Origin of the sequence: Streptomyces sp. NPDC086989, assembly GCF_044745505.1 — a bacterium.
GTDB lineage: Bacteria > Actinomycetota > Actinomycetes > Streptomycetales > Streptomycetaceae > Streptomyces.
Window position 1 is genome coordinate 319,338 of record NZ_JBIVAL010000001.1, and the last position, 12,622, is coordinate 331,959.

Annotated in this window: 14 protein-coding genes; 3 read left to right on the forward strand and 11 right to left on the reverse strand. The window is 72.8% G+C overall.

The features are described from left to right. The first annotated feature begins 48 nt into the window (after nt 1-48). A complete protein-coding gene (locus ACIPK4_RS01560; RefSeq protein ID WP_054226634.1) occupies nt 49-543 on the forward strand; it encodes a DUF5949 family protein in 495 nt (164 codons plus the stop codon). Nucleotides 544-628: 85 nt separating this feature from the next. Here the strand turns inward: ACIPK4_RS01560 and ACIPK4_RS01565 are convergent, their stop codons facing one another. Together ACIPK4_RS01565 and ACIPK4_RS01570 are read right to left on the reverse strand one after the other, a co-directional pair. After that, nucleotides 629-1,897 carry a cytochrome P450 gene (locus tag ACIPK4_RS01565; RefSeq protein WP_402308427.1) on the reverse strand — a complete coding sequence of 423 codons (1,269 nt, stop codon included), beginning with the start codon at nt 1,895-1,897 and terminating at the stop codon, nt 629-631. Between the two features lie 64 nt (nt 1,898-1,961). Beyond that, nucleotides 1,962-3,116 carry a low temperature requirement protein A gene (locus ACIPK4_RS01570; RefSeq protein WP_402308430.1) on the reverse strand — a complete coding sequence of 385 codons (1,155 nt, stop codon included), beginning with the start codon at nt 3,114-3,116 and terminating at the stop codon, nt 1,962-1,964. A 200-nt stretch (nt 3,117-3,316) separates the two neighbouring features. Here ACIPK4_RS01570 and ACIPK4_RS01575 point away from each other — a divergent pair, with 200 nt between their 5' ends. Continuing rightward, complete coding sequence (locus ACIPK4_RS01575; protein ID WP_402308433.1) at nt 3,317-3,538, forward strand: hypothetical protein; 222 nt, start codon at nt 3,317-3,319, stop codon at nt 3,536-3,538. Nucleotides 3,539-3,542: 4 nt separating this feature from the next. Here the strand turns inward: ACIPK4_RS01575 and mscL are convergent, their stop codons facing one another. The 3 genes from mscL to ACIPK4_RS01590 form a co-directional block, all read right to left on the reverse strand. Beyond that, entirely contained in the window at nt 3,543-4,100 is a 558-nt protein-coding gene (gene mscL, locus ACIPK4_RS01580) for an MscL family protein (protein ID WP_402308436.1), read from the reverse strand. 123 nt (nt 4,101-4,223) lie between these two features. Then, complete coding sequence (locus tag ACIPK4_RS01585; protein WP_402308439.1) at nt 4,224-4,679, reverse strand: hypothetical protein; 456 nt, start codon at nt 4,677-4,679, stop codon at nt 4,224-4,226. 247 nt (nt 4,680-4,926) lie between these two features. Further along, the gene (locus ACIPK4_RS01590) at nt 4,927-5,253 is read right to left on the reverse strand and encodes an ArsR/SmtB family transcription factor (RefSeq protein WP_402308441.1); all 327 of its coding nucleotides are present in this window, start codon (nt 5,251-5,253) and stop codon (nt 4,927-4,929) included. Nucleotides 5,254-5,429: 176 nt separating this feature from the next. Here ACIPK4_RS01590 and ACIPK4_RS01595 point away from each other — a divergent pair, with 176 nt between their 5' ends. Continuing rightward, nucleotides 5,430-6,410, forward strand: coding sequence for a zinc-binding alcohol dehydrogenase family protein (locus tag ACIPK4_RS01595; protein ID WP_402308444.1), 981 nt, complete (start codon nt 5,430-5,432; stop codon nt 6,408-6,410). 94 nt (nt 6,411-6,504) lie between these two features. Here the strand turns inward: ACIPK4_RS01595 and pyrF are convergent, their stop codons facing one another. From pyrF to ACIPK4_RS01625, 6 genes are all read right to left on the reverse strand, one after another. Continuing rightward, nucleotides 6,505-7,197, reverse strand: coding sequence for an orotidine-5'-phosphate decarboxylase (gene pyrF / locus ACIPK4_RS01600; protein WP_402308446.1), 693 nt, complete (start codon nt 7,195-7,197; stop codon nt 6,505-6,507). A gap of 64 nt (nt 7,198-7,261) precedes the next feature. Beyond that, complete coding sequence (locus ACIPK4_RS01605) at nt 7,262-7,819, reverse strand: carboxymuconolactone decarboxylase family protein (RefSeq protein WP_402308449.1); 558 nt, start codon at nt 7,817-7,819, stop codon at nt 7,262-7,264. 112 nt (nt 7,820-7,931) lie between these two features. Next, entirely contained in the window at nt 7,932-8,765 is an 834-nt protein-coding gene (locus tag ACIPK4_RS01610) for an S-methyl-5'-thioadenosine phosphorylase (RefSeq protein ID WP_402308451.1), read from the reverse strand. A gap of 91 nt (nt 8,766-8,856) precedes the next feature. After that, nucleotides 8,857-9,147: an FmdB family zinc ribbon protein gene (locus ACIPK4_RS01615; protein WP_054226644.1), complete on the reverse strand. Its 291-nt coding sequence runs from the start codon at nt 9,145-9,147 to the stop codon at nt 8,857-8,859. 67 nt (nt 9,148-9,214) lie between these two features. Beyond that, nucleotides 9,215-10,549 (reverse strand): MFS transporter, encoded by a 1,335-nt coding sequence (locus tag ACIPK4_RS01620; protein WP_402308455.1) that lies wholly within the window; start codon nt 10,547-10,549, stop codon nt 9,215-9,217. Nucleotides 10,550-11,013: 464 nt separating this feature from the next. Beyond that, complete coding sequence (locus ACIPK4_RS01625; RefSeq protein WP_402308456.1) at nt 11,014-12,567, reverse strand: potassium/proton antiporter; 1,554 nt, start codon at nt 12,565-12,567, stop codon at nt 11,014-11,016. Nucleotides 12,568-12,622 lie beyond the last annotated feature (55 nt).

Consider the following 12,622-nt stretch of genomic DNA (forward strand, 5'->3'; position numbering starts at 1 on the left):
GTGAAAGGCCGTGAAACGCTCGGGTGGGAGAGCACTAGGGTGCGGCGCATGACTTCAACTCAAGCCGAAATCGACCGGTCCCTGCTCGGCACCCTTTCGGTGCTCGCCTGGATCGGTGACCCCTCCGACGGCCACGACATCCCGTACCTGCTCGCCTACACCCTCGGTGACGGACCGCAAGGGCGGGAGGCGGGCGAGCAGGCCGCCCGCGGGCTGCTGGAGGAGATCGGCCTGCCCATCGGTGACGTGGTCATGGACGGCACCCGCAACCCGGCCGCCTTCCCGGTGCAGATCGTGCTGGCGGACAACCAGGTCGGTCTGACCCTGCCGGGGCTGAACGCGACCTGCACCGCCCCCGACGAGTGGGTCGCCGCGGCGAACGAGAGCGGCCAGGCCTATTTCCTGTTCGCCACGCGCGCCTGGCCCGAGGCCGTCCCGGGCAAGCCGGTCGAGCCGAAGACCCTCCAGGAGTTCGCCGGGGACGAGGCCGTGCTCACGGGCAGCGCGCACTGCGTCCTCGCGGTCCGGCGCCTCCAGCAGTAGGGCCGCCCCCGCGGGAGCGCGCCCGTGCTCCGGCCGCCGGGCTCCCAGCCTGCCCGGCGGCCGGTTCCCCGGGCCGGCCCGCGCGCTACGGGCGCTCGAAGGCGAAGCGCAGCGAGCGGACCCGGTTGTCGAAGTTCGAACCCGCCAGGTCCGGCAGCCCCACCGCCCGCAGCCCGACCGGCCGGGTCAGCAGCTCCCGGAACAGGGCCTTCATCTCCACCCGGGCCAGGTGCGCGCCCAGGCAGAAGTGCGGGCCGCCGCCGCCGAAGCCCAGGTGCGGATTGGGCGAGCGGGTGATGTCGAACGCGTCCGGGTCGGGGAAGACCGCCTCGTCACGGTTGGCGGAGGCGTAGTACAGCACCACCTTGTCGCCCGGCCGGAACAGGTGCCCGCCCAGGGTGTGTTCGGCGGCCACCGTCCGGCGGAACTGGATGATCGGCGTCGAGTGCCGGATCATCTCGTCGACCGCGCCGTCCGCGTGGGTCTCGAAGTCGGCGAGCAGCAGGTCCCGTTGTGCGGGGTGGTCGGTCAGCAGGGTCAGCCCGTGGGTGATCGCGTTGCGGGTGGTCTCCACCCCGGCCACCATCAGCAGCGAGAAGAACGCCCCGAGCTGGCGGGCGTTCAGTGCCTGGCCGTCCACGTCCGCGCAGACCAGGGCCGAGATCAGGTCGCCGGTCGGGTTCTTGCGCCGTTCCCGCCCGATCCCGGCGACCATCCGCTGCATCCTGGCCAGGGCCCGCAGCCCGCGGCCGGGCACCCGCAGCCGTGAGGCCAGGCCCCGCTCGACGCCGATGTTCTCCGAAGCGTGGTTGACCCGGTCGGCGATCTCGGCGCGGTGGCGCTCCGGAATGCCCATCATGTTGCAGATGACTTCGAGGGGCAGTCGGGACGCTACGGCCGAGACGAACTCGTCTGGTCCGTCCGCCAGTACGTCGTCCACGATCCGGGCGGCCACCGCGTGGATGTCCTCCTCGGCCGCCGCCAGCAGCCGCGGCGTGAACGCCCGCTGCACGATCTTGCGCAGCTGCGCGTGGTCCGCGCCGTCCAGGTTCACCATCGAGTCCCCGAACAGCGCCCGCACCCACCGGGCCGGCTCGGGCGTGGTCACCCCGGGAGCGCTGGCGAACACCTTGGGGAGCCGGCTCGCCTCCTGCACGTCCGCGTGGCGTACGAGGGCCCAGTGCCCGCGGCCCTTCCCCTCGGGCACGTAGACCGGGGAGTCCAGTGCCCGCAGCCGGGCGAATGCCGCCAGCCGCGCGGCCGGGGGCTGCTGCCAGAACGCCGGGTCGGCGAGCTCCCCGTACTCCGCCACCGCCGAGCCCGTGTCCGCGTACCGCTGTACCGGGACCTTCATCGTTTCTTCTCCCTGTCGCCGGCGCGCTCTCCGTGGCCGCCTCGGCCGTCGCCGCCCGCCGTCCTCACGCACCAGAACGCTCCCGGTGCACCAAGGTCACGCCCACCGCGACGCTGGCCGCGGCGACCAGCCCGGCCCACAGCACCGCCTGCGCGCCGGTCCAGGCACAGGCGAGGATCGCCAGCGCGGACAGCGGCAGCACCAGTTGCTGGGCCGTGCCGTGCTTGAAGTGGCGGGAGTGCAGCAGCCACACGAAGGCCAGGAACAGCGCCGCCGGCACGGTCACCGAGAGGTTGGCGGAGAGCGTCGAGACGTGGGCCTTGCCGACCGCCTGCTCGATCGCCACCTCGATGCCGGCCCCGATGGCCGCGGCCGACGCGAAGATCACGAAGTGCCCGTACCCCCACGGGATGGCCTGGCGGTTGCTCTGCAGCCGGTCGTGCGCGGGGACCGCGAAGTAGATCCACCACGCCGCGAAGACCAGCAGCAGGCCGCCCGCTGCGATCGGCAGCAGCTCACCCAGCGCCTCGTGCTCGTCGATCGCCGACTGGACCGCGACCGTGCTGGCGGCGATGGTCTCGCCGAGCACGATGATGGTGAACAGCCCGTACCGCTCGGCGATGTGGTGCGGATGCCACTGGGTCTGGTAGCTGCGCTCGGCGAGTATCGGGACCAGCAGCTCCGCGACGACCAGCACCAGGAACAGCCATCTGCGGGCCTGCTCGGGGGCGGCGAGGAGCCCCACCCAGCCGGCCTGGCACACCAGCAGTCCCGCAGCGTACGTGAGCGCACAGCGCCGGGCCGGGCCCCGCTCCCCGGCGGCGGCGCGCAGCCACTGCACCGTGAGCGCGAGCCGCATCACCACGTAGCCGAGGACGGCGATGGTCCAGTCGTTGTCGTTGAAGGCGCGGGGGATCCCGGCCGAGTAGATGAGCACACCGGCGATCTGCACCAGGGTCGCGATCCGGTACGGCACGTCGTCGACGTCGTAGGCGGAGGCGAACCAGGTGAAGTTCATCCACGCCCACCACACGCCGAAGAACACGAACAGGTAGCCGGTGATGCCGGCACCGGCATGGCCCTCGGCGAGGGCGTGCACCAGCTGCCGGCCGGCCTGCGCCACCGCCACGACGAAGCAGAGGTCGAAGAACAGCTCCAGGGGGGTCGAGGCCCGGTGCTCCTCGTCCCGGCTGCGGGAGGTCATCGGTACATAGGTCATACCGCCAGCACAGCAGTCGCACGCCGGCCGGCGGCCGAGGCGCGCGGCCGACGGGGCCGCGGACCTCCCTGACCCGGGACCGCGACCGGGGCGGCTTCCGGGGGTTCCTCTGACCGGGTGCCGGTGGTTCTACGCCGGCAAGGGCGCCGAGGCCCCGAGCCGGCCCCGGGCGGGGCCGGGGCCGGCCGTACCCTGGAGGCATGAGCAGCGCCCCCGCCTCCGACCCGCACTCCCCGCAGCCCGGCTCCCGGCCCGAGGCCGCGCCTGCGGCGAAGCCCAGGCCCCGGCTCGTCTTCGACGACCCGCTCGACCAGCAGTCCTCGGACGACACCGACCGCGGGTGGGGCGAGCGGCCGCCCGCCGGCGGAAGCGCCGGCGACCTGGCCCGCTTCCTCGACGAGAAGCCGCCGCACCACATCTGATCCGCTAGTACCCCGAACCGGGGTGACCGGAGTAGCCGCCCTGGCCGCCCTGGTTCCCGTACCCGGCGTGCCCGGACTGCCCGGGCTGCCCGTACTGACCGTTCTGGTGGGCACGCTGGGCGACCAGCTCGTCCCGGATCTCCTTGAGGACCGCCAGCTCGGTGATCTCCACCGTCTCCTGGACGCCCTCCCTGGCCCGGCGGCGCTGCTCCAGCCTCGCGAGGTACTTCGCCATCGGCAGCACCATCAGGAAGTAGACGACCGCGGCGGTGATCAGGAAGGTCAGTGCCGCGTTCAGCACCGATCCCCAGAGGATGTTCACGCCGATGGCATCCCCCTTCGCGTCGATGCCGCAGGGGCCCTTCAGGCAGGACGTGTAGCCGTCCAGGCTCTTCGTGCCGACGGCGCCCACCACCGGGCTGATGATCCCCTTCACCACCGAGTTCACGATGTTCGTGAACGCGGCACCGATGACGACCGCCACCGCCAGGTCGACCACGTTGCCGCGCATCAGGAAGGCCTTGAAGCCCGCCAGGACGCTCTCCTTCTTCTGCTCGCTCACCACTGAGCCTCTCTTCGAATCCGCCGAACTTGGAGCCAACGGTTCCGAAAGCTACGGCAGTCCGGGCCCGGCGTGTCCAGTCGGTGCCCGATTTGTGGTGGCTTGGCTGCACGCCCGTCCGATTCAGCACAACGTCACCGCCAGCCGTGCCACCGCGCCCGCCCCGACGAGGGCCCGCGCGACGTCCCGGGGTACCGACAGGACCACCAGTGCCCCGCCGTCCCCCGCACCCTTCCCCGGACCGGGCACCTCGACCACCCGTGCCGCCGCGGCCACCACCCGCGGCGGGCCGGTCCGCTCCGCCGCGACCACGTCCACCCGGTCCCCGGGCCGCAGCAGCCGCACCGTCTCCGCGTCCGCGATCCGCACCGGCGCCGACACCGACCGCACGGCCGCGGGCGGCGGCTTCACCTCCGGAGGCGGCACACCCCGCGAGGCCTGCGCCTCCGTACCCCCGACCACCGCCAGTGCGGCCGCCAGGACGGCCAGGCCGGCCGACGCGGCCCGCCGCCGGCGCCGTACGGCGCGACGCAGGCGGTCTGCGCCGCGGCCGACGCGCAGCGGGGGAAAGGGCGGCACCCTGCGCGCAGGGGGACACGGGGAAGTGAAGAAAGCGGAAGGCGAAGGGGAAGCGGAAGAGCAAGGAGAAGGGGAAGGGACGCACACGGTCTTGGACATGACGGACACCACCAGCAGTCGAGTTTCCGGTGCCCGGGCCCAGCGCCCGGACACCACCCACGATCCGCCGCCCCGCGAGATCCCGCTCGCACCTGTGGACGATCCCCAGCCTGTGGACATCCCCGCCACCCACACGAGTGAGCAGCCGTCAGGCCCTGGCGCTCTCCTCGCGCAGGACCAGGTCCAGCAGCCCCGGGAACCGGGCGTCGAACTCCGCGCGCCGGAGCCGGTTGACCCGCCCCCGCCCCTGGTCGCGCTGCTCCAGCAGCCCGGCCGCGCGCAGTACCGCGAAGTGATGGCTGAGGGCGGCCTTGCCCACGGGCACGTCGAAGGTGCCGCAGCTGCGCTCCCAGTCGGCCGCGCCCGCGAGTTCCCGTACGAGCCGCAGCCGCACCGGGTCGGAGAGTGCGGCGAGGGCGGCCTGGAGGGGCACCTCGTCGGGGTGGGTGTGCTCGGGTTCGGCCCGGTGTCCCATCGCGGTTCCTCCCTGGATCCCGGCACGGCCCCCGCGGCGCTGAGCCTCACGGCCCGACGGCGCCGGGGCACGCCGCCCCTGGCGCCGCGGCCTTGCGCAATGTTCGACGGGAGTCGTACATTCGGGGTGCCGCAGTGTTCGCATTTGGTTGAACAGTCTAGCCGGAGGTATCCGTCATGCGCGCCATCGAGTTCCAGCAGACCGGCGGACCCGAGGTCCTCCACATCGCCGAAGTCCCCGTGCCCGAGCCCGGCCGCGGCGAGGTGACCGTCGACGTCGCCTACGCCGGAGTCAACTTCGCCGACGTCCTGGCCCGGGCCGACGGCTACCGGGTCCCCGCCCTGCCCTTCCGGCCCGGCCTGGAGGTATCCGGCCGGATCCGGGCCGTCGGCCCCGGGGTCGAGGGGCTGCGCGCCGGCCAGGAGGTCGCCGCCCTCACCTCGCACAGCGGCTACGCCGAAGTCGCCGTCGCCCCCGCCGCCACCGTTTTCGCCCTCCCCGGCGGCATCTCCCTGCGCACCGCCGCCACCCTGCCGACCGTCCTGCCCACCGCCCACGCCCTCGTGCACCGCGTCGGCAGGCTCCGCGCCGGAGAGAGCGTCCTCGTCCAGAGTGCGGCGGGCGGCGTCGGCACCATCGCCGGCCAGCTCGCCCGGCTCGCCGGGGCGGGCGCCGTTTACGGAGTCGTCTCCCGTCCCGAGAAGGCCGAGGAAGCCCTCAAGTACGGCTACGACGAGGTGTTCGTCGGCGACGGGTTCACCGAGGGCGTGCGCCGCGCCACCGGCGGCCGCGGCGTCGACCTCGCCCTCGACCCCGTCGGCGGCGACACCTTCCGCCGCAGCCTGGACTCCCTCGCACGCTTCGGCCGCCTCATCGCCTTCGGCAACGCCGGCGGAGCCGCCCCCTGGCAGATCGGGCAGCCCGAGCTGAACCCGCGCGGGCTCTCCGTCGGCGGGTTCTCCATCCTCACGCTCGCCCAGGACGACCCCGAGGCGCTGCGCGCACTCGCCGCCGAATCGTTCCGCTTCGCCGCCGACGGCGAGGTCGAGGTGCCGGTCACCGCCGAGTTCCCCCTCGACCGGGCAGCCGACGCCCACCGGCTGATGGCAGGCCGCGCGACCACCGGCAAGCTGCTGCTGCGGGTCGCGGGCGAGTGAGCCCGCCGGGCCGCCGCCTGCCGCCGGGCTGCGGCCTGCCGCTTGCAGCCTGCGCCGGGCCGCCCCCTGCCCAGCGGCCGCCACCCGCCGCCCGCTACCCGCCCGACCGTACGCGTCTCAGCGCGGCCAGCGGGTCGGCGACCCGGGTCACCCCACGCCCCACCACCACGTGCGAGGCGCCCGCGGCGAACGCGGCCTGCGCCGTCCCGGACCGGGCGGCGTGCTCGCCCGCGTCCGCGCCCGGCAGGGTCACGCCCGGCGTCACGATGAGCGGTCGCGGCCCCAGTACGCCCCGCAGCGGGCCCGCCTCGCGCGGCGAGGCGACGACCCCGTCACACCCGGCGCCCGCCGCCAGCCTTGCCAGCCGCAGCACCTGCTCATCCGGGGTGACGCCGATGCCGATGTCGGCGAGGTCGCTCCCGGTCATGCTCGTGACCACCGTCAGCGCGAGCACCCGCAGCCCGGGGAACTCCCGGGCCGCGTCCACCGCCGCGGACATGATCCCCGTACCGCCCATGGCGTGCACGGACACCATGGACGCACCCAGCGCACCCGCGGCGCGCACGGCGCCGGCCACGGAATGCGGGATCTCGAAGAGCTTCAGGTCGAGGAAGACCTCGTGCCCCCGCCCGACGAGCTCCTCGACCAGCCCGGGCCCGGCCGCCGTGAGGAGCTCCAGCCCGATCTTGTAGTGCCCGCAGGCGTCCCCGAGCCGCGCGACGAGCGCCTCGGCGTCCCCGCGGTCCGCGAAGTCGAGGGCGACGATGGTCCGGTCATCGTTGATCACCTGGCCATTGTGCGGCTCACGGCCGGGCTCACGGCCGGGCTCACGGCCGGGCTCACGGCCGGGCTCACGGCCGGGCCGGGACCTCGCAGGCCTCCGAGAACCCCTGGCTGGTCAGCCCGAAGGCCCGGTTGGCCCGGGAACGCATGTTCTCCAGCGCGACCATCGCGGTCAGCTCGACGAACGCAGCCTCCCCGAGGCGCGCGATCAGCTCCGCGGCCAGCTCGTCCGTGACCGCCGGCTCGGTTTCGGTCATGGCCTCGGCGTACTCCATGACCAGCAGTTCCAGTTCCGTGAAGCTCTCGCGCCGCTCCCGCCACCGCGGCACCTGCGCGATCTTCGATGCCGACAGCCCGCGCTCCACGCCCTCCCAGTGGCCGAAGTCCATGCACCACGAGCAGTTGATCCGGGCGGCGGCGGCCATCACCGCCAGGTGCTTGAGCCCCGCGTCGAGGGCGTTCCACTTCGCCGCCCGCTGTTCGAGGCGGACGTACGCGAACAGCACGCGCCCGTTGTGCCCGTACGCCTGGCCGGGGTCGAGCACCGTGCCGTACCGGCGACGCGAGTACCAGGCGCCGATGCGCATGAGGAGGGTGCGGGGCGGGGTGAGCGAGATGCGCGACATGGCGGTCGCCTCCTGGATCGGACGGTCGGTCTCGGTGGTCCTTCACCAGCCGAGACCGGACGGCCCGCCCGAATGTGACAGCCCCAACAGCCCCGCGCGAATGCGACAGCCCTCAGGGGAGCTCGATGCCCAGGTCCCAGCCGTCGTGGGCGTGGGTGCACAGGCAGCCGCGGGATTCCGTCGGCGGGAGGGCCGCCACGGCGTCGAAGAGGACCTCGCGCAGGCGGCCCACGTTCTCGCCGAAGACCTTCAGGACCTCCGTGTGGGACACGCCCTCGCCGGTCTCCGCGCCCGCGTCCAGGTCGGTGACGAGCGCCATCGACGTGTAGCAGAGCCCCAGCTCGCGGGCGAGGGCCGCCTCCGGGTGGCCCGTCATGCCCACGACCGACCAGCCCATCGCGGCGTGCCACCTCGACTCCGCGCGGGTCGAGAAGCGCGGGCCCTCGACCACGACCATCGTGCCGCCGTCCACCGGCTCCCACGCGCGGCCCCGCGCCGCAGCCAGGGCCACCGAGCGGCCCACCGGGCAGTACGGGTCGGCGAAGGTCGTGTGGACGACGTTGGGGACGCTGCCGTCGGGCAGGGGCTCCCCGTCGAAGTAGGTCTGCGCCCGGGACTTCGTACGGTCGACCAGCTGGTCGGGAACGAGCAGCGTGCCCGGACCGTACTCGGCGCGCAGCCCGCCGACCGCGCACGGGCCGAGCACCTGGCGCACGCCCACGGAGCGCAGCGCCCACAGGTTGGCCCGGTAGTTGATCTTGTGGGGCGGGACCTTGTGGCTGCGGCCGTGGCGGGGGAGGAAGGCGACCTGGCGCCCGGCCAGTTCGCCGAGGAAGAGGGAGTCGCTCGGGGGCCCGTACGGGGTGTTCACGCGGAGCTCGGAGACGTCCTCCAGGAAGGAGTAGAAGCCCGAACCGCCGATGACACCGATCTCTGCGTTAGCCATGCCGTCACCCTAACCGGGCATGCGCAAGGCCCCGCCGCCCGGAAGGGGCGACGGGGCCTTGCGAAGAACGAACGGGATCAGGGATCCGCGATCACGCAGCCGAGGTGGAGCTGCTGCTCGACGACGAGGACGTCGACGAAGCGGCGGGGGCTGCCGGGGCGGCAGGCGTGGACGGCTTCGAGGCAGGGGTGCTGCTCGACGAAGCGCCGCGGCTGTCGTTCCGGTAGAAACCGGATCCCTTGAAGACGATGCCGACCGCGGAGAACACCTTCTTCAGGCGTCCGTGGCAGTTCGGGCACTCCGTCAGTGCGTCATCGGTGAACTTCTGCACGGCCTCAAGGCCCTCGCCGCACTCGGTGCACTGGTACTGGTAGGTCGGCACGAATTTCCTCCTGGCACTCTGACTCGATGAGTGCTAACGACGTTCCATGGTGACGTATTCCGGCCGATCAGTCCACCGTCACCGGTACGCGGTGACCGACACCACGCTCGTTCGCCCGGGCGGCCGGTGCCGCCGGGGCCGACGCGTTGATGATCCGGCTCGGGGCCTTCGGGGCCAGCTTCGCCCGCAGTGCGAGCAGGGTGGCCAGGGCCAGCACGGTGCCGGCCATGGGCACCAGGAAGCCGTACGTGGACCCGTGCGCGTCCGTCAGGCGGCCGGCCAGGGTCACGGCGGTGGCCTGACCGAAGGCGACCGCGCCGGTCAGCCAGGTGAAGGCCTCGGTCCGGGCGCTGGCCGGGATCAGGGACTCGACCATCGTGTAGCCGGTGATCAGGGCCGGGGCGATGCACAGGCCGACGACCAGGCCGAGCGCGCCCAGCAGGATCATCGAGTGCGCGGTCCACAGGACCGAGGCGGCCACGGTGAGGCCTGCGTAGCCGAGCAGCAGCCGGCGGCGCGGGCCGATCTTCCAGGTGATCGCGCCGCAGGCGATGCCCGCGGTCATGTTGCCGGCCGCGAAGATGCCGTACAGGAGGCCGTTGGCGCCCGGGTTGCCGATCTCGTTGGAGAAGGCGGCCAGCGACACCTGCATGCCGCCGAAGACGGCGCCGATGCCGAGGAAGGCCACGATCAGGACGCGCAGGCCGGCGAAGGACAGCGCGGAGGCGTGCTTCTCGGCGCCGGCGACGACGGCGTGCGCCTTGGGCTGGGTGGCGCGCCGGGCGGCGAAGACCAGGCCGCCGGCCAGCGTCAGCGCGGCCTCGGTTACCAGACCGGCGGCCGGGTGGACGCCGGTGCACAGGGCGGTCGCCAGCACCGGGCCGACGACGAAGGTGAACTCGTCGGTGACGGACTCGAACGCGGCGGCCGTCGGCAGCAGCGGGGAGCCTTCGCCCTGAGAGGTGCCCCCGCCGAGCCGGGCGGCCCAGCGGGCCCGGACCATCGGACCGACCTGCGGGACGGACGCTCCGGCGGGGACCGCGGCCAGCCCCAGCGCCCAGACGGGGGCGCCGAGCAGGGCGAACGCCACGAGGGCGCTGACGGCGACGGCGTGCGTGAGGACGACGGGGACCAGGACGGCGCTCTGGCCGTGGCGGTCGGTGAGCTTGCCCATCACCGGGGCGGACAGCGCCATCGAGATGCCGGTGACGGCGGCGACGATGCCGGCGCTGCCGTAGGAACCGGTGGTGTGCTGGACGAGCAGCAGGATGCTGATGGTCAGCATGCCGAAGGGGAGCCGGGCGGCGAATCCCGGGAGAACGAAGCCGAGGGCGCCGGGCGTGCGCAGGAGCTGCCCGTAACCGGGGCGGGCGGACGTGTCGGTCGTGACCGCGGATGTCACGGCCTGGCCTTTCCGCTGCCTGGTAGAGCGTCCCCGTCTGCGGACGGTGTGCCGCCTCGTGAGCGACCGCACCCGTACATGTGGGAGCCCCGAGAGCTGTCCTCTTGCGCAGAACCGAGTGATACCTGGGCGCCCACTGCGGGAGGGTGCCACGGCCGCTTTGCGGTCGCGCCAGCTCTGCGTCAGGCAGAGTTGGTTCGATGTGGTGTGCCTTTATCGTACAGGCAGACCGCTCACGTGTCCTGTGATTCCGGCGACAGGGTGTGCCTTCACCTGCGATTAACTGGAATTTTGCATTCCGCAGGGCGTAAAAGCGGGGTGAAGCGGCCCGCATGCCGCGAAAACACAGATTTAGAACGACGATCTAACGCTCTGTTGAAGTGCGCACGGGCCCGCTCGACCCGGACCCCACCCCGTCCCGGCCCCTGCCGCGCCCCCGGCCCGACGCCCGCGACGGCCCCGGCTCACCCTCCGTTCGAGCCCGTCCCGAGCCATCCCGCCAGCTTGCCGCCGCGCGCCACCGCCCGCAGCCGGGCCTCCGCCGCGTCCCGTACCGGATCCGTGGCCACCACCAGCAGCTCGTCCCCGCGCCGCAGCACCGTCGACGGCAGCGGTACGAAGCTCTTGGCGTCCCGGACCACCAGCGTCACCGAAGCCCCCGGCGGCAGCCGCAGCTCGCTCACCTCGACGCCGTGCATCCGCGAGGCGGCCGGGATGGCGAACGACAGCAGGTGCCCGCGCAGCTTCTCCAGCGGCGCCGACTCGATCCCGAGGTCGGCGGGGCCCGCGTCGGAGTCGCCGAGCTGCAGCTTGCGCGCGAGCCAGGGCAGGGTCGGCCCCTGGACCAGGGTGTAGACGACGACCAGCACGAAGACGATGTTGAAGACGCGGTCGCTGCCCTCGATCCCGGTCACCATGGGGATGGTCGCCAGGATGATGGGCACGGCGCCGCGCAGGCCCGCCCACGACATCAGGGCCTGCTCCTGCCACGGGATCCGGAACGGCAGCAGGCTGATGAAGACCTCCAGGGGCCGCGCCACCATCGTCAGCACCAGCCCGATGACCACCGCGGGCCAGAAGTCGTTCACGAGCTCGTGCGGGGTCACCAGCAGGCCCAGCAGCACGAACATGCCGATCTGGGCGATCCAGCCGAGCCCGTCCGCGAAGCCCCGGGTCGCCGGCCAGTGCGGGAGCTTGGCGTTCCCGAGGACCATGGCGGCCAGGTAGACGGCGAGGAAGCCGGAGCCGTGCGCCATCGCGCCGGCCGCGTACGCCGTCACGGCGATGGCCATCACGGCGATCGGGTAGAGGCCGGAGGCGGGCAGGGCCACGTGCCGCAGCCCGTACGCCCCCAGGAAGCCCACCGACAGGCCGATCGCGACGCCGATCGCCAGCTCCAGGGCGATCTTGGCGACGAGGACGTACCCCGGGTCCACGGGGCCCACGGTCGCGAAGGCGACGACCAGGATGACGACGGGGGCGTCGTTGAAGCCGGATTCCGCCTCCAGCACGCCCGTTATCCGGGCGGGCAGCGGCACCTTGCGCAGGACCGAGAAGACGGCCGCGGCATCGGTCGAGGAGACGACCGCGCCGATCAGCAGCGCCTGCCGCCAGTCCAGCCCGACCAGGTAGTGCGCTCCGGCGGCCGTGACCCCGACGCTGATCGCGACGCCGACCAGTGACAGCACGATCGCGGCCGGCAGGGCCGGCCTGATCTGTTTCCACTTGGTGCCCAGACCGCCCTCGGCGAGGATCACGACGAGCGCGGCGTACCCGATGACCTGGGTCAGCTCGGCGTTGTCGAAGACGACGTTGCCGATCCCGTCCTGTCCTATGGCGATGCCTATGCCGAGGTAGATGAGCAGGCTGGGAAGGCCGCTGCGTGAAGAGATGCGTACCGCCGCGACGGCGACGAGCAGCACGAGCGAGCAGACCAGCAGGAGCTCATTGAGCGTGTGGACGGTCAGCGGGCGGCCCTTTCCTCGAGTCGCCAGGCGGAACGTTCCTCCGGGCGACAAGTCCGGCAAGATCGGCAGGTACTTCGTTACCTTACCTAATATTTGACGAGCCCTT